Source organism: Desulfovibrio sp. Huiquan2017 (assembly GCF_017351175.1).
Lineage (GTDB): Bacteria > Desulfobacterota > Desulfovibrionia > Desulfovibrionales > Desulfovibrionaceae > Pseudodesulfovibrio.
This window is the reverse complement of record NZ_JAFMPN010000027.1, coordinates 1-20,261: the sequence shown is the minus strand read 5'-3', so window position 1 is coordinate 20,261 and position 20,261 is coordinate 1. Positions and strand designations below refer to the sequence as shown.

Genomic DNA, 20,261 nt, shown 5'->3' with positions numbered 1-20,261 from the left:
ATACGGGAGTCCTTGACATGGGGCCGCATAAGAAAAGGCCCCTTGAAGGGGCCCTTTTTCATAGTCATATCGGGCTGAACGCCTAGCTGACCTTGCTGCCGGGGGCGACTTCGCCCGAGGGCGTCAGCAATTCCATGCCGTTGTCGGTTTTGACGGCCAGGATCATGCCTTGCGAGAGTTGCTTGCGCAACTTGCGGGGCTTGAGATTGGCAACCACGACCACCTGGCGGCCGACAAGGTCGTCGGGCTGGAAGTAGTCGGCGAGGCCCGCCACCACTTGGCGCAGGTCCTTGTCGCCGGTATCGACCTTGACCAGCAGCAGCCGGTCCGCATCGGGATGCTTTTCCACTTCCTTTACCGTGCCCACGCGCACGTCGAGTTTCTGGAAATCCTCGAACTCGATCTCGGCCACGGCTGCCTCCGCCTTGGCCTCCTTCTTGGAAGCTTTCTTGGGCTTGGCGACGGGCTTTTCCGGAGCATCTTCGGCGGACAGGTCCACACGGGGGAAGAGATTGGAGGTCTCGGCCACGGCGACGTCGGATTCAAGCAGCCCCCAGACGTCCAATTCCTTGGGCAGGTTGACCTTTTCCGGGGCGAAGCTGATGCCGAGCTGTTCGAGCATCTTCTCGGACGCCTCCGGCATGACAGGCCAGAGGTGCACGGCGATCTTGCGCATGTTTTCGAGAAGGACATAGATGACCGTGGACAACCGCCCGGTGTTGCCCGCCTTGAACAGGGTCCAGGGCGCGGTCTCGTCGATGTATTTATTCAGGCCCCGGACTAATTCCCACAGCCCTTCGAGAGCGCGGGAAAACTTCAGTTCCGTAAAGAAGTCCTGGAAGGACTGCATGGCGTCCTGGCCGATCTTCTTGATCTCCGCATCGACCACGTCTTCCACGTCGGGGTGGGGAATGTTGCCGCCGAAATACTTGTGGGTCATGGACAAGGTACGGTTGAACAGGTTGCCCAGGTCATTGGCCAGGTCCGCGTTGAGACGGCCGACCAGGGCCTTCTCGGAGAAACTGGAGTCCTGGCCGAAGGACATCTCGCGCAGCAGGAAATAGCGGAAAGCGTCGAGGCCGTAGGCGTCCTTCATGGCCAGAGGTTCGACTACATTGCCGAGGGACTTGGACATCTTGGTGTCCGCCACCAGCCAATAGCCATGCACGTTGAGGTGCTGATACGGTTCAATCCCGGCGGCCTTGAGCATGGTCGGCCAGAAGATCGCGTGGGGCTTGAGGATGTCCTTGGCCACAATGTGATTCGCTACGGGCCAAAACTTCTTGAATTTCTCGCCGTCGGGCCAACCCAGGGCGGCCACGTAGTTGATCAACGCGTCGAACCACACGTAGGTCACGTACTCGGAGTCGAAGGGCAGCTCGATGCCCCAGGTCAGGCGAGACTTGGGCCGGGAGATACACAGATCCTCAAGCTCGCCGGATTCGAGCAGGGAAACGACCTCGTTGCGGTAATGCTCGGGGCGGATGAAGTCCGGATGCTTTTGGATGTGGTCCAGCAGCCAGTCGCGGTACTTGGACATCTTGAAAAAGTAATTCTTCTCGGCGATGTACTCGGGCTTGGTCTGGTGGTCCGGGCACAGGCCGTTGACCAGTTCCTTCTCGGTGTAGAACCGCTCGCAGCCAAAGCAGTAATGGCCGCCGTACTCGCCGAAGTAGATGTCTCCGGCGTCGTAGACCTTTTGCAGGATATCCTGAACGACTTCCTTGTGCCGGGGTTCGGTGGTGCGGATGAAGTCGTCGTTGGAAATGTTCATGTTCGGCCAGAGGTCCTGAAAGAGCTTGCTGATGACGTCAACATACTCCTGAGGCGTCTGGCCGTTGCTTTCCGCAGCCTGGACGATCTTGTCGCCATGCTCGTCGGTGCCGGTCAGAAAGTAGGTCTCCTCGCCCATGAGCTTGTGGAAGCGATTCAGGGAATCGGCCACGGTGGTGGTGTACGCATGTCCCAGATGGGGTTTGGCGTTCACGTAATAAATGGGCGTGGTGATGTAAAAGCGTTGCAATTCGAATTCTCCTTGTCGTGACGGAAGAAGCCGCCCGGGCAGGCGTTACTTCTTGGGAGGCCTGCGCCTGCGTCGTCTGGGGCGGCGGGCGCGTTTGGACTTTGCGTCGGCGGATTCCCCGTCGTCGGGGGCGTCGGCCGCCTGTTCGGGCCGTGCGGCGGGACCATCCTTGCGTGGACGGCGCTTGCGCTCGTCCCGGTCCGGGGCGTCTTCCTGGGCGAGGGACAGGGGCTCGGTCTCGGGCTGGCCGGGTTCCGGGGACGGGCCTTCAGGCCGCGTGGGACGACGTCCGCCTCTGCGCGCCTTGGGACCGGTGGCCCGGGCCTTGGCTTCCGCCTTGGCCTCGTCGCTCGGCGGCTTGTTAACTATTTCATTCCATTCGTCAATGGAAACTTCCTGCTCTTCGAAGTTCTCGTCAAGCAGCGAAAGGGATTTCTTGAAGAAATTGGAGCGCAGAACCTTCATCTGCCCAAGGGAGGTCGGATATTTCTTGCCCACGCGCGGACACATGCGGTGAAACTCCTCATACCCCTTCTGCTCGAAGCTCAGGCAGCAAAGCAGCCGCCCACAGATACCTGAGATCTTGGTGGGATTGAGGAACAGGTTCTGTTCCTTGGCCATTTTGATGGTCACGGGCACGAACTTACGCATGAAACGGCGGCAGCAGCACATCTGGCCGCAGTTGCCGATGGCCCCAAGCATCTGGGTCTCGTGGCGCACACCGATCTGCCGCAGCTCGATGCGGGTGCGGTACTCCTTGACCAGGTCCTTGATCAACTCGCGAAAGTCGATGCGACCGGGCGCGGTGAAATAAAAAACCATCTTGGAGCGGTCGAAAAAGACCTCCACATCCACCAGCTTCATGCCCAGTTTGTGGGTATTGATGCAGGCGCGACAAAATTTGAAGGCATCCCTGGAAAGGACTTCGTTCTCTGCCACCGCCTCCATATCCTTGTCATTGGCCAGCCGATAGATGGCCTTGTGGCCCTCGGGGTCCTCGTCGTCCATTTCCTTGGGGGCCTGGCGGACCAGGACGACCTTGCCGAGCCCCATGCCCTGATCGGTCTTGACGATGACGTGCTGGCCTTCTCGGACTACGAACGGGCCGGAGCCAAAATAGTACACCTGTCCGTAATCATTAAATTTAACACCAAGTATTTGGCTCATGCGTTCCTATCCTGTATAAAAGCCCCCCTGGTTGCGGGGGGAGTAAGTATCGCGCAAAGAAAGACAACATATTAGAAAACGGCGCCAACTTCAAATCCGATCGGGAACGCGAAGGCGGATGCCGCTTCAAGACACGGCACCCGGCTAAGATGTCTTGGGATTTTCCGATCCTGGACGGTTCAGATGAGCCCGAGGCTCTTGATCTCGTCCATGAGTTTTTTCTCGTCGATGGGCTTGACCAGGTAGGATGTGGCCCCTCCGAGAAAAAAGGCGTCATGGGTTTCCTTTTCGTCCGCGAGCATGGTGGTGACGATGATCTTGGATTCGCTGTGCGGGCTGACGCCGTTCTCCTGCTCCAAGATGCGGATTTCACGCAGGGCCTGCTGGCCGTCCAATTCCGGCATAAGCAGGTCGAGGCAGACCAGATCGTAGGGCTCGCCTTCAAGCAGACCGTGCCGAAAGGCCTCGATGGCCTCCTCGCCGTTCACGGCGATGTCGCACTTGGCTACCTGACGCAATATCTCGTGAATCATATTCCTGCTGTAAAAATCGTCATCCACGATCAACGCTTTCATCTTCCGCCCTCCTCTGTGTCCAGCCGTCTTGGGTTGGAGATATGTTTCAATGTCACTTTCTCAAGAAAAGCGCAACAGTCCGCCCCCCACGCCCCCTCCCGGAACGGGCTCACAGCGCAAGCTCCATGCCCTCCCGGGCCAGTTCGAAGGACACGCCCCGGTCGGCCCATCGGGCCCGCAGCAGGCCCTCCAGAACGTCCAAATCCGTATCGGTCCGGTCCACGTCGTGATGGGTCAGCACCACCCGTCCGACCCCGGCCTCCCGGGCCAGCTCCAGGGCCGTGTCCATGGAGCCATGGCCCCACCCCTTCTTACGCAGATATTCCTCCGAGGTGTACTGGGCGTCAATGACGAGCAGGTCCACGCCGCGCAGGCAATCAATGATGTCCCGGTTGCGTTCGTTCACCAGGGCCTCGTAGGCCTCGAAGTCCGCGTCTCCAGGAGAATAGATGTTGCCGAACGGCTCATGGTCCCCCGTAAAGAACAGGGAGCGGCCATCGCAGCGCACCAGGTAGCCGAAATTCGGGGCCGGGTGGTTCATGAGCAGAGGCGTGACCTCGGCGATCCCGAGGTCCACGGTCTCGCCCTCAACCAGGGTGCGGTACCCTATGTCCGCCGCGAGTTCTGCGGTCCGCACCGGAAAAAACGGGTACTCCATCTGCCGGGACAAAACAGCCTCGATGCCGACCCTGTTCAAGGGATCGGCCGGACCGTAAAGGGTCACGCGGTTGCCGGGCACGAACAGGGGGAGAAAGAACGGCAGTCCGGAGATATGATCCCAATGGGTATGGGTGATGAAGATATCGCAAACGCCGGGCTCCCGCCGGGCCATTTCGCGACCCAGTTCGCGGATGCCGGTGCCCGCGTCGAGAATAAGCGGGTGGCCGTCGTCGGCGCGGATCTCGATGCACGAGGTGTTGCCGCCGTACCTGACGGTCCGCGCCCCCGGCACCGGCAGGGAGCCGCGCGTGCCTCGGAACCGAACGCGCATCAGCGGGACTCTCCGAGCTTGATGAAGATGCGTGCGTTTTCGACCTCTTCGCCCAAGGTGTGCAGGTCCGCTGCAAGTTCATCCAGGGCCATGCCGAACCGGTTTGCCACGCCCGAGGGCAGCGGCTCCACCTCGAAATTCCCGGCCGAGCCGAAAGCCAGCTTCTTGCTGATCTGATTGGCGGCGAACAGACAGTCGCAGAGCATGAAATCCCCGCCCCGGTCCATGGAATGATGGGAGGCGACGGCTTCCCCGAGTTCGCCGGGCAGACGCCATTTTTCGGCCAGCAGCCCGCCGATGTCCGCATGGGTGGCCCCGATGATCTCGCGTTCGCACTGATGCAGCGACACGTCCGACTCGGCGCTCTCACGGAGAGCGGCCTCGAACCCGGCGGGCATATACAGAGCGAAGACCACCTTGCCGATATCGTGCAGCAACCCAGCCGCGAAATAATTGGCCGCGTCATCGCGGGACACCCCGAGCCTGCGTCCGAGCATGCTCGCGCATGCGGCCACGGCCAGGGAATGGAGCCAGAACGCGCCCATGTCCATCCGCGCGGAGGCCTCCCGGGGGATGGCCCCCACCGCCGCCAGGCTCAGAGCCGCATTCTTGAGGGTGTTCAGGCCGAGGTAGACGCTGGCGTGATTAATGGACGTGATCTCCCGGGACAACCCGAAATAAGGGGAATTGACCAGGCGCAGGATCTTGAGGGTGAAAACCGGGTCCTTTTTTATGACCTCCACCAGGTCCTTCTGCGAACAGTTGACGTCCCCCGACAACGCCAAGACCTGACGCACGCTTTGAGGGAAAGCGGGCATCCGCTCCACGGCTTCGAGCAATTCTTGTTTGACGTCGTTCTTCATGGATCATCTGCCTGTTGCGGCGGGCCGGGGACAACCGGGCCTGTTTTCCACGCATCCGAACCCGGCGCGGGTCTTACTTGGGTTTCTATATCAGACGGACATTCCTGGCAAGCGGCTCCCGTCAACCAGGTCTCGATCCGGAGGGGGCCGTAGGAACCGTCCCAACGGCAAACCACCCGACCGCACCGCGCCGTGGCGTACACCCCGTTCCCGGCGACCGCTCCGGCTGCCGAGGCCACGCCGGGATCCGGAAACCCGTAGCGGTTCATGAAACCGTTGGAACACAGCACGGCTTTGGGCCCCACGGCCGCGTAGAATGCCGGGTCGAAGCTCCGGCGGCTGCCGTGGTGCGGCAGGACCAGGACCTCGGCCGCCACGTCCGCACCGCGCTCACGCATGGCCCGGATGCCGCCGATCTCGATATCTCCCGGCAGAAGCGCCAGGGACCGGCCGTCCCGTTCCAGGCGTAAAACCAGAGAACGCTCGTTGGCCCGCGATCCGGCGAACCCGGCACCCGGGTGCAGGACGGCCGCGCGCACGCCGGGCGCCAAGTCCACCGCATCCCCGGCTTGCAGGGCCACGGGCTCCATCCCGATTGCGTCCAGAACCCGACGCAGCCGGTCGCCGGTCAGGCCGCGGGGGAGCATGTCGTTGGTGTACAGCGCGCCCACGACAAACCGCTCCAGGAGGTATGGAAGCCCATGGCTGTGGTCCGTGTCCGGGTGGGACAGGAAAATGCCCTCCAGCCGGGGTGCGCGCCCCAGGGCCAGGGACGGCCCCACCACGGCCTGGCCCAGATCGAAGGTGGGTGACCCTCCGCCCGCATCCACCAGCCAACGGCGGCCGCCGGGCAGGGAAATCACCAGGGACTGGCCCAATCCCACATCGAGCATGGTCAAAGAGACCCGGTCTCGGCTGTCCTCGGCCATGACAAACACATGGGGCGCGACGAGCAGGACAAAGCCGAGCCCGGCCAGCAGGACCGGAGCCTTCCGCCGTCCGCGCAGGCAGACCGCCGTAGCGACCAGAAGCAGCGCAAACCCGAGCAGTTCCGGCCACAGGGGCCGCAGCACGGCGAAAACCGGAGTCCAGCCCCCACTCCGCACCGCATCCAGCAGCCGGAGCAGCCCGTCCGTGACGCGCGCGGCCAAGCCGAGCAGCAACGCCCCGGCGGGCGCGGTCCAAGCCGGGACGGCCAGAATCATGCCGGCCAACCCGAGCGGCATGACCACACAGCCCAGGACCGGGAGCCAGACCATGTTAAGCAGCAGGTTCGGACTGAACGTGCCGAAATACCAGGAGACCAGCGGCATGATCGCCAGCGTGGCGCAAACGCTGACCGCCAGCACGCCCGCCGCCCACGACAGCAGGCGCATGGGACCCCCGCGTCGGGCAGCAAAGAGAAAACGGAAAAACGGATAGAGCAACCCGATCCCGGCCACGGCGGACAGGGACATCTGCAAACCGAGATCGTACACGGACAAGGGCGAGACAAAAACGATGACCGCCAGGGCGAAAAACAGCCCATCCATGAGCACCCGCCCCCGCCCCTGAAGCAGGAGCACGCCCCAGAAGCCGAACATGACCGAGGCGCGGATGAGCGAGGCCGACGGCTGTCCGAGCCAGGCATAGGCCAGGACCAGCGGCGCGGCCAGGTAAACGGCCAGCTTGGGACGCGGCAAGCGCAACAGCAGCCCCGGCCACAGCCGTCCGAGGAGCCATGCTAATCCCCAGCCCATGGCGGCCACGAACCCCACGTGCAGACCGGACAGGGCCAGGGTATGCGCCAACCCCGCGCTTCGGGTGGCGTCCATGGTCTCCGCGTCCAGCCGGGAGCGGTCCCCGGTGGTCAAAGCCAAGACCATGGACCCGCCCCGTCCATCGGGCAGCAACTGGGCCACCCGCGCCCGCAGGCCGTTGCGCATGCCCGCCAAAGAAGTGTCGGGCCGCTCGCCCCAGACCTGTTGCCCCCGGCCCGAGGGCCAGGCGCGCCAGAACACGCCTTGACGCAGCCAATACCAGCGGTAATCCCACACCCCGGGATCGCCAAAATTACGCAGGGGAGCCAGCCTGGCTACGGCCCGCACCCGCTGCCCCGGCAACGGCGTGTACTCCGCGCCACGGAGAAACCAGGCGACCTTGCCGGGCAACGGCTCGGCCCCCTGCCCCGCGTCGCAGGTCACCCCTGCCAGAATCACCCGCAAACGGTGGCCCGGCCTCGGCTCGGCCCGGTCCACCACGCCCTCCATGACCACGGCCTTGCGCGCCGCCATCCAACCGGGCACGTCTCCCGGCGATGCGGGCGTGCGTTGCGTGGCGTAGGCAAAGCCGAAGACCGCGCACAGAGCCACGGCCAACACCGGCACGCGGCAGTCCCGCCCGCGCAACGCCCGCTCGGCCAGGATGAGCAGGAAGAGCGCCGCGCCCGAAGGCCATGGCGAACGGATGGCGAAAACCCCGACCGTAAAGGCCAGCACATACGTCTGCCACGGCAGCAATCCCGGCACCGAGGCCTCATATGTCCAGCAGGCGTCCTTCACATCCCCACCGTTACCAGGAACCCGCCCGTTGAGAAAGCAAAGGCTGCCTCCCCCGGCCCCCATCCCGTTCTTTTCCCAAACCTCTTGTCGCCGCTTCGCGGAGCCGGGCGCGGACGAAAGGTGTCCGCCCCTACAAGCACGTCTTTCCGTGACTGCACGCCCTTGCCGAAGGCACACAAAAAATTTTGAAAGGGAGTCCAGAGGGAAAACTTTTTCAAAAGGTTCCCCTCTGGCCGCCGGAGGCACCACAAAAAAAGGCCGGGCTCCCTGAAGGGGGCCCGGCTTTTTTCGCCAAAGGTATCTGATCAGCCCGCGACGCGCCTGATGCGGGCGCCCACGCCGGAGAGTTTGGCCTCGATGTTTTCGTAACCCCGGTCGAGATGGTAGATGCGCTCAATGGTGGTGGTCCCTTCGGCGGCCAGCCCGGCGAGAACCAGGGAGGCGCTGGCGCGAAGGTCGGAGGCCATGACCGGCGCGCCCTTGAGGCTGCCCACGCCCTTGACCATGGCGGTCCGCCCCTTGAGGCGGATGTCCGCGCCCAGGCGGACCAATTCGAGAACGTGCATGAAGCGGTTCTCGAAGATCTTCTCCTCGATGGTCCCGATGCCCTGGCCGAAACACATCAGGGCCATGAGCTGGGCCTGCATGTCCGTGGGGTAGCCGGGGTGCGGCAACGTGGTCACATCCACGTTCTCAAGCAGCCCGTTGGCCCGGCGGACCAGGACGTAGTCGTCTTCCTCCTGAAGCCAGACGCCCATTTCGCGCAGCTTGTAGCTGACCGCGTCCAGATCCTGGAACGGGCAATCCAGGATTTCCAGTTCGCCGCCGGTGATGGCCGCCGCGACCATGTAGGTCCCGGCCTCAATGCGGTCGGGCATGATGCGATACCCGCAGCCGGTCAGCGAGGACACGCCCTCGACGTGCAGCACACTGGTGCCCTGGCCGGTGATCCGGGCCCCGCAGGCATTGAGGAAGTTGGCCAGATCGACCACCTCGGGCTCGCGGGCAGCATTCTCGATCACGGTCTCGCCGTCGGCCAGGGACGCGGCCATGAGGATGTTCTCGGTGCCGCCCACCGTGGGGAAATCCAGGGAGATGGAGGCACCCTTCAGGCCGCCCTTACAGCGCCCCTTGATGTAGCCTTCGGTAATCTCGAACTCCGCGCCCATGCGCTCGAAGCCGCGCAGGTGCAGGTCCACGGGCCGCGCGCCGATGGCGCAGCCGCCGGGCAGGGCCACCTTGGCCTCGCCCAGCCGGGCCAGGAGCGGCCCGAGGCAAAGGACCGAGGCGCGCATGGTCTTGACCAGGTCGTAGGGAGCCTCGGGCTTAAGGCCCGTGCACAGGCTGGTGGCCTCGTTATTTTCAAAGGTGGTTTCGCAGCCGAGGATGTTCAGCAGCTTGAGAGAGGTGCGGATATCCGCCAGACGCGGCACATTGCTCAGGGAGACCTTTCCGTCGGCCAAAAGACAGGCCATGAGAATAGGCAGAGCCGCGTTTTTTGCGCCGCTGACCCGGATGCCGCCCTGGAGCGGGACGCCGCCCTCGATGATAAGTTTATCCATTTGTATCCTTTTTTGATTCTTTTACTTGACCGGGGGAGAAAGCTTCGTTAAAACCTGCCCCTCACGCGGTGGGTGTAGCTCAGTTGGTAGAGCACCTGGTTGTGGCCCAGGGGGCCGTGGGTTCAAGTCCCATCACTCACCCCAGATCGACACGATTGGACGGAACTTCGGTTCCGTCCTTTTCGTTTTTCGGGGTGCCGGAACCGGCCCCGTCCAACAGCTCCAACAGCCGTTCCGCGCCGTGGGGCCGAATCCTCTTTTCGAAAAGAATGGTCTCGGGAGCGCCGCCCTCCACACCGGAAAAGGCCTGGTTCAAAGCGGTGCGATTGGTATATCCGCCGGTACTCAGGGCCATGCCCGCGTACAAGCCGGACCGTTCGCCCACGAAATAAATATCCCCGGACTCGTAGAACTCGGGCGTCTGATTGGCCTCGAGCTCGGCATTCAGGGCCACGATCCTGGCCTGGCCGCGCAGGGCCGCGCCTTTTTCGAGGATATAGCGGACGTCGTCCTCGTGCATGATCAAAAGCAGACCGGACTCCTTGGATATGCCCGCTTGCAATCCCCAGCCCACCGAGGTCTTGGACAGGAAGACCGGGCCGGTCCAGCCGGCATCCGTGCGAGCGGCCAACAGGGCGTTGCCGTGCCCCAGGGAAAAGAAAAAGCTGACGTCGCCCACGGCCGGGATAATCATGACCGCCTTGGCGTCGCGGAGCAGGTCTCGCAAGAAGCCGTCGCGGTCCTTTTCCAGGTAATGTTCAAGCATACCGGAGGATTCGTCCACCAGGGCCTGAGCCGTTCCCCGATTGGTGACCGCCCCGTTGGAGCCCGTCGCAGCGCACCCGGACACCAGGACCAGGCAGAGCAGAACGGACAGGATATTTAATGCGCGAATAGGCATAGCTTTGGCCTAAAGGGTGCGTCCTACCCTGTCAAGACCGTTTGCGCAGACGGCGGGCATCGCCCACACGCACGGTCAATTTCTCCTTGTCGAAATATTCAAGGACCGGAATGAGATACTTGCGCGAAAGCCCGGTCAGTTCCTTGAAGTCCGGGGCAGTCATCTCCCTATGATCGGCGAAGAAGCCGATGATGCCGTCACGGATGCCGTGCAACGCCGGAGTGTGGTAGTACATATCGTCCTTGATGCGGATCAGCTCGCCCTGGTCCTGCAACAACTTGAGCACGGGCGCGGCCTGCTTGGCGTCCAGTCCGAGCGGTTCGAGCACATCCTTGAGATTAGGCGGCGTGGCCCCGCCCCCGACATAGGCGGACAGGATTCTCTCGCGGACCTTGGCCTGATCCGAGGCGAGAGAAACCTTGTGCCCCTTGAGCCGGATGACCTCCTGCTCGACCTCGATCCCGCCCTGCTTGAGCAGCCGTTCGAGAAGAAAATGCAGAAACTTGGGCGGCAAATCCCGCCCCCAGGACGAGGCCAGTTCGCCCCGCTGCACCCCGGGCTTCATGGATTCCCGTCGATGAAAACCCTTCAGAAATTCAAGGAGCTCCGAAGACAGCCGCTCGGCCAATTCCCCGCCCGCATAGCGCCGGGTCTCCTTGTCGAAAAGCACGGCCCTCCGTTGCCCGCCGAGCACTCCCAGGGTCTTTTCCAGCCCCTTCGTCTCCAGGTTGGTCATGGTCAACAGCTCGGCGAAGCTCAAGCCCTTGGCCCCGGCCAGCGCCAACTGGGCCTCGGCCACGTCTTCGGGCGCGTCCGAGGCGAGCCGCGCCAGCAGGTCCACGTCCTCGGAGAACCGCTTCACGCGGTGACCGGACGGCCCGATGACCCTCCCGCCCGCAAAGGCACGCAGAGGCGAGAAGGAGCGCAGGACGATGCGGTCGCCCCAGACTCCGGCCATGGGCTCGGTGAAACGGGCCTGGCAGACGGCCGTCTCGCCGGGCGCAAGCTCGTCGCGGTCGAGCAGATAGATGCGCGCCAGGACTTCCCGCGCGCCGTGATGGAAATGAATCTCCTTGCGGTGCTTCAGCGGCAGGCGCGAGGATGCGAGCACGGTCAGTTCGATATCCCAGACATCGGACGGGAACAGACTGCCGGGTCGGGCCAGGACGTCGCCCCGATGGACGTCGTCCACCTCCAGCCCGGCCAGGTTCACGGCGGTGCGCCGCCCCGCCTGAGCCGTTTCCACGGATTCGCCGTGGGATTGCAGGCTGCGCACCTTGGTGGCGGTCTCGCCGGGATAGAGACGGACGTCCTCGCCCACGGAGATGGAGCCGGAAATCATGGTCCCGGTGACCACGGTACCGTGGCCCTTCATGGTGAAGACCCGGTCCACGGGCAGCCGGAAGAGATCTGAGCGCCGCCGGGGCCGGAACTCGGCCACCAATTTCCTGAGCGCATCCCTGAGAGCGTCCAGCCCCTGGCCGGTGTGGGCGGAAACCGGCAGGATGAGCGCGCCGCCGAGAAAGGTCGGTTCCAGGTAGGCGGCCGCCTCCTCCCGGACCATCTCCAACCACTCCGCATCAACCATGTCGATCTTGGTCAGGACCACCAGGCCGGTGGTCACGCCCAGGAGCTGGCAGATCTCCAGATGCTCGCGGGTCTGGGGCATGATGCCCTCGTCGGCGGCGATGACCAGGACCACGAAGTCCACGCCCGCCGCGCCCGCGACCATATTCTTGACGAATTTCTCGTGGCCGGGCACGTCCACGATGCCCAACCGGTCCCCTTCGCCGAGATCCAGGAAGGCGAATCCCAGTTCGATGGTGATGCCGCGCTTCTTTTCTTCGGACAACCGGTCGCAGTCGATGCCGGTGAGCGCCTTGATGAGTGTGGTCTTGCCGTGGTCGATGTGGCCGGCGGTTCCCATGATGACGGGCATAATACGTGTTCCCCGCTACGTGCTGGTTGAGATTCACATGGCGACAGGAGGCCATGGTAGAGAAAAAAGAGCCGCGTAACAAGACCGCGCGGAAACGCGGCGGTCCCGTCTCCCCCGGCGGCGAGAGAAAAAAAGGGCGGCGGAAAGATCCCGCCGCCCCCATGTCGCGCGTCTCGTCCGCCCTACCGCTTCAGGAACTCCCGGAAGGCCAGGACGCAGGCGTAGATGTCGGCCTTGGCGGCCAGTTCGAAAGGCGAATGCATGGACAAGACCGGCACGCCCACGTCTATGACGTCCATGCCGTACACGGCCAGGAACTTGGCCACGGTGCCGCCGCCGCCCGCATCCACCTTGCCCAGCTCGGACATGTGCCAGGGAACACCCGCGCCGTCGAATATGGACCGCAGCCAGCCGACGAAATCCGGGTGGGCATCATTGGCCCCGACCTTGCCACGATGTCCGGTGAACTTGTTGAAGCACGGACCATAGCCCAGTCTGGCGGCGTTGAGCGGCTCGTAGACATCCTTGTAATCCGGGTCCATGGCCGCGGACACATCGGCGGACAGGGCCGAGCCGTTCATCAGCACCCGGGACAGGCGCGCGCCCGGTTCCCAGGCGTCCACCAATTCCTCCATGCAATACTCGAAAAAATAGGACTTGGCGCCCGTGGCGCCCTCGGAGCCGATCTCCTCCTTGTCCCAAAAGAGCACTACCTGGCAGTATTCCGGCTCGGGCTCGGCCAGAAAGGCCTCAAGCGCGCAGAACACGCTGGACCGGTCGTCCTGTCCGTAGCCGCCGACGAGGGATTCGTCCAGGCCGACGAAGCGGGCCGGACCGGCGGGCACGGCCTGCATCTCCGCGCTAAGAAAATCGGCTTCCTCAATGCCGTAGCGCTCGTTCAGGAGCTCCAGGACCTTGCGCTTGACCGGCTCCTTGGCCTTGTCCGCGTCGTCGGACGGCGCCGGAACCGGAGACTGGCCCAGGATCAGGTTGAGCTTCTCGGCCTCAAAGGCGTCCTCGACCTTCTTGGTCACTTCCTTGTAGGCCAGGTGCGGCAACAGGTCGGAAATAGTGAAGACAGGATCGGTCGGAGCCTCGCCGATGCACACGGTGACGGTCTCGCCGGACTTCTTGACCACGGTGCCGTGCAGGGCCAACGGAATGGTCAGCCACTGATACTTGCGAATGCCGCCATAGTAATGGGTCTTGGCCAGGCAGATGTCCAGGTCCTCATAAAGCGGACGCTGCTTGAGGTCCAGACGCGGGCAGTCCGCGTGGGCCCCGACCAGCCTGTAGCCCTCGGACAGGGGCCGCCTCCCCTTGCGGGCCAGAAAGCAGGTCTTGTTGCGATTGAAGCGATAGACCCGCTCCCCGCCGAAGTCCTCGACGAAACCGGCGGCCGTGACCTTTTCCCGCACGTAGTCCATGACCAGACGCTCGGTCTTGCATTCGCTCAAGAATTTCACGTACTCGGCGGCCAGCCCGTTCATGGCCGCCCTGTGCTCGTCCGAGGCATAGGCCTCCCAGGCGGACTTGGGCTCGTATTCCAATTGCAGCTTGCTCATGGCGTATCCTTGTTATTCGGTCAGTGCATCCGCGGCCTGTTCCAGGGCGCGGGCAGCCAACTTGAGTTCGGAGGACCCCAGGGTGCGCGGGTCCAGCAAAAATTCATCGTCCTCAATGCGCGCCACCAGCGGCGGGTCGGTGTCGAGCAACGCGCCGCGCAAAGCCTGCGCCGTGATCCCCCGGATGTCCACGGTGACCATGGTGCCGGGCAGGTCGTACTCGGGAAAAGAGCCGCCGCCCACGCGGGAGAAGCCCTTTTTCATGCCGACCTCGACCCGGTCGCCCAGGGCCTCGCGCACAGCCTCGGCCAACCGCCGCGCCTTGGACTTGAGGGCCTCGGGCGAGGAGGTGATCATGTTCAAGGTCGGAATCCTGCGTCGCGCCTCGTCCATGTCGAGATACAGCCGCAGGGTCGCCTCCAGGGCGGCCAGGGTCATCTTATCGATGCGCACGGCTCGGTTGATCGGGTTTTTCTTGATACGGTCGATATATTCCTTACGGCCGACAATGATGCCCGCCTGGGGGCCGCCCAGGACCTTGTCGCCCGAAAACGAGACCACGTCAGCGCCCTGGGCCACCACCTGCTGCACCGTGGGCTCACCGAGCAGGCCCTCCCCCGCCAGGGAATAGAGGGTGCCGGACCCCAGATCCTCGATGACCGGAAGCCCGTAGCGGTCCCCGAGCACACGCATCTCGGCCAGGCCGACCTCCTTGGTAAAGCCGACCACGCGAAAATTGGAGGTGTGCACGCGCATGAGCGCGGCGGTCTCGTCGCCAATGGCGTTCTCGTAGTCATGGACATGGGTCCGGTTGGTGGCCCCTACCTCCCTCAGGCGCGCGCCGGACTTGGCCATGACGTCCGGGATGCGGAAGGAACCGCCGATCTCCACCAACTGGCCGCGCGAGACGATGACCTCATGCCCCTTGGCCAGGGTTTCGAGCATGATGAACACGGCGGCCGCATTGTTGTTGACCACCAGTGCGGCCTCGGCCCCGGTGATGTCGCAGAGAATCCGCTCCACGTGGGAGTAGCGGCTGCCGCGCTTGCCCGTGGCCAGGTCGAACTCGCAGTTGGAATAATGGGCGCAGGCCTCGGTTACGGCCTCGATGGCGGGCTTGGCCAATAGAGAGCGGCCCAGATTGGTGTGAATGACCACGCCCGTGGCGTTGAGCACCCGGCGAAAGTGGGGCCGCGCCTTGGACCGGACGTAGGCGGTCAACCGGGGCGACAGGGCCTTTGCCGAAAGTTGCCCGGCCTCGGAGAACGCACCCGCACGGATCTCCTCGCGGCAGATGTCCAGGAACTCGTTGACGAGATCCTTGACCAGCGGACGGGGTAAATCCTCAATGCCCTCGGCCTTGATCAAACCGGAAAGGACCTCGTCCACGGACGGCAGGTACCTGAAAAGATTGCTCATGCGTCTTCCAGTGTTAGGCGGTGAGAAAACGAGGATTCAGGATATAGAACTCGGCAAGCAAATACAAGGACCCGCATACCAGTGTCGGTCCCTGGGCATCGGGCCCCGTGGACAGTGCCGCCTGCAACGATTCCGACGCCGAAGCCCGCTCCCCGATGGCCCGGGCGATGGTCTGGTTGTCCGCGGCCCGCTCGCCGTGCATGGCCGGGACCAGAATGGGGCCATCGGTCAGGCTTCGGATGAGCGGCAGCATGTCGGTCAAATTCTTGTCGCGCAGGCAGGCGAAAACCACCTTCCCAGGCCGGATGCCCTCGGACTTGAGGGCCGCATTCAGGGCGGTCAGGGCGTGGGCATTGTGCGCTCCGTCCAGGATGAGCTCCCGACCGTCATGCTCCACGCGCTGGAACCGGCCCGGCAAAAAGGCGCTCTCCAGGCCGAACCGTTCCGTAATATGATCCGTACGTAAAGACCGACCCGCCGCGAACCAGCGCCATCCGGCCAATGCCAGGCGGGCGTTGGCCGTCTGATGGATACCCTTGAGACCGAGGCGCACGGCGCCCACGGGTCCGGCCACATCCACGGTGTAGACCAGCCTTGCGTGGACCGCCTCGGCCCGCTCTTGCAAGCGGATCATGGCCTCGGGTTCCTGAGGGCCGGTCAGAGCCACTCCGCCCTCAAGGATGGCCCCGGCCTTGTCCCTGGCGATGTCCGAGAGAGTCGGCCCGAGGATCTTCTCGTGATCCATGCCGATGGGCGCGAACAGGGTCAGGCTCGGCTTGAACGCGACGGTCGCGTCGAAACGGCCGCCCAACCCGGCCTCCATGACGGCCAAATTCACCCCGGCCTGTTCGAAGGCGAGCATGGCCAGACAGGTCTGGAATTCGAAGTAGGTCAGGTCCTCGGCGCCGGGCACAGACATGGCCTCGTTGGCCAGATCCACCCAAGTCTGTTCGGAAAGCATGCGCCGATTGACCTGGATGCGCTCCCGAGGGGAAACGAAGTGCGGCGAGGTGAAGGTGCCGACCTTCTGTCCATGGGCCCGGGCCAGGGAGGTCAGAAAGGCACAGGTGGACCCTTTGCCATTGGTGCCGACCACGTGGATCATGGGGATATCGGGCAGACCGCGCGCCGCCCAGAAGGCTTCCATACGTCCCAGAGTCAGATCCATATGGAACAGACCGAGCCGGTCCATATAATCGCAAAGTTCGGAATAGGTGCTGAAGTGTTTCACAAAGAGGCTCCTACCAGGAAAGCGGCCGACAGGGAACTCCCGGAAGACGACCCCCGCCGCCGGACGCGTGCCTCTCGACTCGTTATTATTTTTTATTTCATAGTGCAAAAAGGGAAGAATGTGCTAATCGCTACCCCGGCAACTTTGTCAAGGAGAAAAAAAAGATGCTGAGAAAGATAACTATCAAAACCAGAATATTACTGCTGATTTGCTGTATAGTACTATTCACGGTGGGATTTTCCCTGGCCTTCTTCGACGGCGTATCCAAAATCGAGAAAGTGGGTGTTGATTTCGCCACCACCTCCATGCTCGAAGGAGAAAAACGCAAGCTTGAGGTCGCCACCCTCGCCATGGCCGAAACCCTGGGCACGGCCCTCGCGGATGTGGCCGACACCGAGGCCCGGATCCAATTGATCCGCAAACTGGTGGACAAGATCCGTTTTGAAAGCGACCAATCCGGCTACTTCTTCGTTTACAACCAGACGGTCAACGTCTGTCTGCCCACGGCCCACGACAAGCAAGGCAAGGACTTGAGCGGCCTCAAGGATCCCAACGGGCTCCAACTGGTGGTCGAGCTGAACAAGGTCGCCCACAACGGCGGCGGGTTCGTAACCTACATCTGGCCCAAGCCCGGCAAAGGCGACCAGCCCAAGCTTTCCTATGCCACGCTCATCCCCGGTACGGACATGTGGATCGGCACCGGCGTCTACCTCGACAACGTGAATGAGGAAAAGCAGAGCATCACCGCTAAGATCGGGGACATCGTCTCCGACTATGTCTGGGGCATCGGCGGGACCATTTTTGCCGTGTTCGCCCTGCTCATCCTGCCCTTCTGCCTGCTCATCGTCCGCTCCATCGTCCTGCCTCTGCACGAGGCCCTGGAGCTGGCCGACCATGTGGCCGCAGGCGACCTGACCCGGAACATCTCTTCCGAATACAACGACGAGCCCGGCAGGCTGACCGCCTCCCTGGGGACCATGGTCGAGCGCCTGCGGCAGATCGTGGGTCAGGCCAAGGATGGAGCGGACCAAGTGGCCTCGGGCAGCGTCGAAGTGACCGGCTCGGCTACGGCCCTGGCCGACGGCGCCAATCGCCAGGCCGCGTCCGTGGAGGAGGTCTCCGCCTCCATGGAGGAGATGATCGGCCAGATAAGCCGGAATACCGAAAACGCCAGCCAAACCGAACGCATGGCCCACCAGGCGGCCCAGGATGCCCAAAAGGGCGGCGAAACCGTCATGGAGGCGGTCCACTCCATCAAGAACATCGCCGAAAAGATCTCGATCATCGAGGAAATCGCCCGGCAGACCAACCTCCTGGCCTTAAATGCGGCCATCGAGGCTGCCCGGGCGGGCGAAGCGGGCAAGGGATTCGCCGTGGTCGCGGCCGAGGTGCGCAAACTGGCCGAACGCAGCGGCATAGCTGCCGCCGAAATCGGTGAGCTGTCCACCTCCACCCTGGTCAAGGCCGACGAAGCCGGTAACATGCTGACCCGCATGGTCCCCGACATCCGCAAGACCGCCGACCTGGTCCAGGAGATCTCGGCGGCCAGCTCCGAACAGAATGCCGGAGCCCAGGAGATCAACAAGGCCATCCAGGAGTTGGACAGCGTCATCCAACAAAATGCCGGAGCCTCCGAAGAGCTGGCCTCGGCCGCCCGGGAATTCACCACGCAGGCCGCCCAGCTCCAACAGGCCATGCGGTACTTCACCATCGACACCCAAACTGCACGGTCCCAGACACGGCCCTCCCGCACCCGGGTCACCCGGACCGCCCAGGCTCAATTGCCGCCTTCCCGGCCGCAGCCGACCGCGACGGAAGCGGACCGGGGCATCAGCCTGGACATGAACGAAGACCAGGACTTCGAGCGGTTCTAGCCGCTCCCGACACCAAACGAAAAAGGGCGCGCCGCATGTGATGCGGCGCGCCCGTTTCTTTGCCCATGCGCGAGGCCCGGTTACAGGGCCATGAGCAGCCAATACCACAGAGGACGGGTCAAAATGGAAAGCGGCACGCCGATGCCGAGCATAATCGCGGCCAGCCGGGGACGGGCGCCGTAGCTCATGGCGACGATTCCGCCGGAAATCATCGGTCCCATGCCCGCCTCGAAAACGGTGACCTTGGCGACCATGTCCGTCTGCCCCAGCCCCCAAAAATAGAGGACGAGGATAAGGACCGGCGCGAGCAGCAGTTTGTAGCCCAAGCCCACGAGCAACTCCCTGCCCGCCCCGCGTATCGCGTCGAAGCGCAGGCTTAGGCCCACGGACACCAGGGCCAGGGGACTCAAGGTGGAGCCAAGCCGGGAGAGCATCCCGGTCAGCCACGCCGGGTAGGGAACCGCATGCAGTGCGAAGCCCACGACGATGGCGATAAGCGGAGGAAAGAGCAGAACCTTACGAATCAGTTCGCGCCCGCTCACGGCCCGGCCGGAGGCGCCGGCGGCCAGGATGATGCCCGGCACGGCCAGAACCATGAACGAACCGGCGGTGTCGCAAAGCATGCCCACACCGAGATACTGGGGCCCGAAGAAGGCCTCGATCATGGGCAGCCCGACAAAGGAAGTATTGCCCAGCCCCCCGGTCAGGGCCAGACAAACCACGGTTGGACGGTCCCAGCCCATACGACGGCCCAGGAAGACAAACAGGCAGTATCCCACGCCGAAAACAATCCAGGCCATGGCCGCAGGCAGAATCAGCTCGGGCCCGAGGGGCAGGTCATGGGCGTAAAGCACCGCCAAGGCAGGCAGAGACATATGGATGATAACCGCGTTCAGGGCGGCGGGGCCGTGCTCGTCGATAATCCCGCCGACCCGCAACCCCACGCCCAGCAGGAAACAAACGCCCAACAACAAGAAATTGTCCATGAAAACACTCCAGATGTGCCCAGTCCGTTACCGGGATTCAGCGGCGATTTCAAGGTGTTCCGCACCCCGCCCCCCATCCCCGCCCTTTTGCGCATTTCCTCGCAAAAAAAGCTTGCCAACCGCCCGCCGGGAATATATAAGCCTTTTCGCCTGAACGTGCCGAAGTGGTGGAATTGGTAGACACGCATGGTTCAGGACCATGTGGTTTCACGACCGTGGAAGTTCGAGTCTTCTCTTCGGCACCAGAATGAAACAAGGGTTGCGGCTAAACAGCTGCAACCCTTTTTCTTTTTTATCCGGCAAGTTACGTGATTGTCTTCTTTTCGGCGTGATTTGACCCCAAGGGGTCAAAGTGATGGGTCAAAGTACCCGGAATCGTCTGCCGCCGGAGACGTCACATGCTGCGAATCGCGCGTTCCCCGAACCATCTTTACCGAAAGGGCTCAATCTATTACTTTCGCCACGTCATCCCGCACGACCTGCGGGACTCGTTGGGCCGCTCCGAAGTCAGGATGTCTCTCCAGACAGGCTACCTGGCCAAAGCAAGGCCCAAGGCCCGAATATTGGCCTCGGGCATAAAACGCATACTGACCAAGATGAGGAACGGTGAACTCCCCATGGATGA

Annotated in this window: 15 protein-coding genes and 2 tRNA genes; 4 read left to right on the top strand and 13 right to left on the bottom strand. The window is 63.1% G+C overall.

Annotation, left to right across the window (positions count from 1 at the left end; all coding sequences use genetic code 11):
• Nucleotides 1–82: 82 nt before the first annotated feature.
• From metG to murA, 7 genes are all read right to left on the bottom strand, one after another.
• Nucleotides 83–2,023 (bottom strand): methionine--tRNA ligase, encoded by a 1,941-nt coding sequence (gene metG / locus J0909_RS18005; RefSeq protein WP_207265056.1) that lies wholly within the window; start codon nucleotides 2,021–2,023, stop codon nucleotides 83–85.
• 45 nt (nucleotides 2,024–2,068) lie between these two features.
• On the bottom strand, nucleotides 2,069–3,190 hold the full coding sequence (locus J0909_RS18000; protein WP_207265055.1) for a PSP1 domain-containing protein: 1,122 nt from the start codon (nucleotides 3,188–3,190) through the stop codon (nucleotides 2,069–2,071).
• Nucleotides 3,191–3,369: 179 nt separating this feature from the next.
• Entirely contained in the window at nucleotides 3,370–3,765 is a 396-nt protein-coding gene (locus J0909_RS17995) for a response regulator (protein ID WP_207265054.1), read from the bottom strand.
• Between the two features lie 109 nt (nucleotides 3,766–3,874).
• Nucleotides 3,875–4,756 (bottom strand): MBL fold metallo-hydrolase, encoded by an 882-nt coding sequence (locus tag J0909_RS17990; RefSeq protein WP_207265053.1) that lies wholly within the window; start codon nucleotides 4,754–4,756, stop codon nucleotides 3,875–3,877.
• On the bottom strand, nucleotides 4,756–5,619 hold the full coding sequence (locus tag J0909_RS17985; protein ID WP_207265052.1) for an HDOD domain-containing protein: 864 nt from the start codon (nucleotides 5,617–5,619) through the stop codon (nucleotides 4,756–4,758). The genes J0909_RS17990 and J0909_RS17985 overlap by 1 nt, the downstream gene beginning before the upstream one ends.
• Entirely contained in the window at nucleotides 5,616–8,159 is a 2,544-nt protein-coding gene (locus tag J0909_RS17980; RefSeq protein WP_353616796.1) for a DNA internalization-related competence protein ComEC/Rec2, read from the bottom strand. The genes J0909_RS17985 and J0909_RS17980 overlap by 4 nt, the downstream gene beginning before the upstream one ends.
• A gap of 305 nt (nucleotides 8,160–8,464) precedes the next feature.
• Nucleotides 8,465–9,721 (bottom strand): UDP-N-acetylglucosamine 1-carboxyvinyltransferase, encoded by a 1,257-nt coding sequence (murA, locus tag J0909_RS17975; RefSeq protein WP_207265050.1) that lies wholly within the window; start codon nucleotides 9,719–9,721, stop codon nucleotides 8,465–8,467.
• Between the two features lie 68 nt (nucleotides 9,722–9,789).
• On the opposite strand from murA, the gene J0909_RS17970 reads away from it, so the two are divergent.
• Nucleotides 9,790–9,865: transfer RNA gene (locus J0909_RS17970), tRNA-His, on the top strand.
• Here the strand turns inward: J0909_RS17970 and J0909_RS17965 are convergent.
• From J0909_RS17965 to J0909_RS17945, 5 genes are all read right to left on the bottom strand, one after another.
• Nucleotides 9,858–10,622, bottom strand: a complete 765-nt coding sequence (locus tag J0909_RS17965) for a lipid-binding SYLF domain-containing protein (RefSeq protein ID WP_207265049.1) — start codon at nucleotides 10,620–10,622, stop codon at nucleotides 9,858–9,860. The genes J0909_RS17970 and J0909_RS17965 overlap by 8 nt on opposite strands.
• A gap of 31 nt (nucleotides 10,623–10,653) precedes the next feature.
• Nucleotides 10,654–12,561 (bottom strand): selenocysteine-specific translation elongation factor, encoded by a 1,908-nt coding sequence (gene selB / locus J0909_RS17960; protein WP_207265048.1) that lies wholly within the window; start codon nucleotides 12,559–12,561, stop codon nucleotides 10,654–10,656.
• A gap of 182 nt (nucleotides 12,562–12,743) precedes the next feature.
• A complete protein-coding gene (locus tag J0909_RS17955) occupies nucleotides 12,744–14,126 on the bottom strand; it encodes an aminopeptidase (protein ID WP_207265047.1) in 1,383 nt (460 codons plus the stop codon).
• Between the two features lie 12 nt (nucleotides 14,127–14,138).
• On the bottom strand, nucleotides 14,139–15,545 hold the full coding sequence (gene selA, locus J0909_RS17950; RefSeq protein ID WP_207265046.1) for an L-seryl-tRNA(Sec) selenium transferase: 1,407 nt from the start codon (nucleotides 15,543–15,545) through the stop codon (nucleotides 14,139–14,141).
• Between the two features lie 13 nt (nucleotides 15,546–15,558).
• Nucleotides 15,559–16,776: a bifunctional folylpolyglutamate synthase/dihydrofolate synthase gene (locus tag J0909_RS17945; protein WP_353616795.1), complete on the bottom strand. Its 1,218-nt coding sequence runs from the start codon at nucleotides 16,774–16,776 to the stop codon at nucleotides 15,559–15,561.
• Between the two features lie 164 nt (nucleotides 16,777–16,940).
• On the opposite strand from J0909_RS17945, the gene J0909_RS17940 reads away from it, so the two are divergent.
• Complete coding sequence (locus J0909_RS17940; protein ID WP_207265045.1) at nucleotides 16,941–18,650, top strand: methyl-accepting chemotaxis protein; 1,710 nt, start codon at nucleotides 16,941–16,943, stop codon at nucleotides 18,648–18,650.
• 80 nt (nucleotides 18,651–18,730) lie between these two features.
• Here the strand turns inward: J0909_RS17940 and J0909_RS17935 are convergent, their stop codons facing one another.
• Nucleotides 18,731–19,636, bottom strand: coding sequence for an AEC family transporter (locus tag J0909_RS17935; RefSeq protein ID WP_207265044.1), 906 nt, complete (start codon nucleotides 19,634–19,636; stop codon nucleotides 18,731–18,733).
• A 158-nt stretch (nucleotides 19,637–19,794) separates the two neighbouring features.
• Here J0909_RS17935 and J0909_RS17930 point away from each other — a divergent pair.
• Together J0909_RS17930 and J0909_RS17925 are read left to right on the top strand one after the other, a co-directional pair.
• A tRNA-Leu gene (locus J0909_RS17930) sits at nucleotides 19,795–19,881 on the top strand.
• A 153-nt stretch (nucleotides 19,882–20,034) separates the two neighbouring features.
• On the top strand, nucleotides 20,035–20,261 hold a 227-nt coding region (locus tag J0909_RS17925; RefSeq protein WP_353616794.1), incomplete at its 3' end, for a DUF6538 domain-containing protein.

Excerpts from the sequence above, each read along its gene's own strand:
- J0909_RS18000 (WP_207265055.1), bottom strand. The coding sequence starts at position 3,190 with ATGAGCCAAATACTTGGTGTTAAATTTAATGATTACGGACAGGTGTAC.
- J0909_RS17995 (WP_207265054.1), bottom strand. The coding sequence starts at position 3,765 with ATGAAAGCGTTGATCGTGGATGACGATTTTTACAGCAGGAATATGATT.
- J0909_RS17990 (WP_207265053.1), bottom strand. The coding sequence starts at position 4,756 with ATGCGCGTTCGGTTCCGAGGCACGCGCGGCTCCCTGCCGGTGCCGGGG.
- J0909_RS17985 (WP_207265052.1), bottom strand. The coding sequence starts at position 5,619 with ATGAAGAACGACGTCAAACAAGAATTGCTCGAAGCCGTGGAGCGGATG.
- murA (WP_207265050.1), bottom strand. The coding sequence starts at position 9,721 with ATGGATAAACTTATCATCGAGGGCGGCGTCCCGCTCCAGGGCGGCATC.
- J0909_RS17965 (WP_207265049.1), bottom strand. The coding sequence starts at position 10,622 with ATGCCTATTCGCGCATTAAATATCCTGTCCGTTCTGCTCTGCCTGGTC.
- selB (WP_207265048.1), bottom strand. The coding sequence starts at position 12,561 with ATGCCCGTCATCATGGGAACCGCCGGCCACATCGACCACGGCAAGACC.
- J0909_RS17955 (WP_207265047.1), bottom strand. The coding sequence starts at position 14,126 with ATGAGCAAGCTGCAATTGGAATACGAGCCCAAGTCCGCCTGGGAGGCC.
- selA (WP_207265046.1), bottom strand. The coding sequence starts at position 15,545 with ATGAGCAATCTTTTCAGGTACCTGCCGTCCGTGGACGAGGTCCTTTCC.
- J0909_RS17940 (WP_207265045.1), top strand. The coding sequence starts at position 16,941 with ATGCTGAGAAAGATAACTATCAAAACCAGAATATTACTGCTGATTTGC.
- J0909_RS17935 (WP_207265044.1), bottom strand. The coding sequence starts at position 19,636 with ATGGACAATTTCTTGTTGTTGGGCGTTTGTTTCCTGCTGGGCGTGGGG.